The sequence below is a fragment of the Mesorhizobium sp. genome (genome assembly GCF_004962925.1).
Lineage (GTDB): Bacteria > Pseudomonadota > Alphaproteobacteria > Rhizobiales > Rhizobiaceae > Mesorhizobium.
In genome coordinates, this window is the sequence record NZ_SUEO01000435.1 from 1 (window position 1) to 487 (window position 487).

At 68.0% G+C, this 487-nt stretch carries 1 protein-coding gene; it reads right to left on the bottom strand.

Annotation, left to right across the window (positions count from 1 at the left end; translation table 11 throughout):
* Positions 1–481, bottom strand: a 481-nt coding sequence (locus E5W87_RS35580; RefSeq protein ID WP_292408670.1) for a GNAT family N-acetyltransferase, incomplete at its 3' end; no start/stop codon positions are given.
* Between the last annotated feature and the right edge of the window lie 6 nt (positions 482–487).

Here is a 487-nt window from a genome sequence, read left to right on the forward strand (position 1 = left end):
CCACCAGTTCGAGCGCCAGCAAGCGGTGACGCTCGTAAGGACCCGGCATGGCGAGCGAGCCGGTCTTCTCCGCCGAGAACCCGAAGCGTTCATAATAGGGCGCGTCGCCGACCAGGAGGACCGCAGCGTGACCGAGACGCGCGGCTTCGGCGATCGCATGGCGCATCAGCGCCGAGCCGATGCCGGCGTTCTTGATTGTCGGATCGACTGCGAGCGGGCCAAGCAGAAGGGCTGCCCGACCGTCCTCGCCCAGCACGACATCCCATAGCCGCACCGTGCCGGTGACAGCGCCCGAAGCGTCGCGCGCGACAAAGGCCAGGCCTTCCGAAGGCCGGCGGCCACGCCGTAGCTTTTCCGATGATTTCTTCCTGCGCTTCGGCCCCATGGCGCGATCGAGCAAAGCCTCGCGCGCCGGAACGTCGGCAGCGGTTTCGGCGACGATGGCAAAAGCGCCGGCAATCTCCCCCCTCGAGGGGGAGATGTCGCC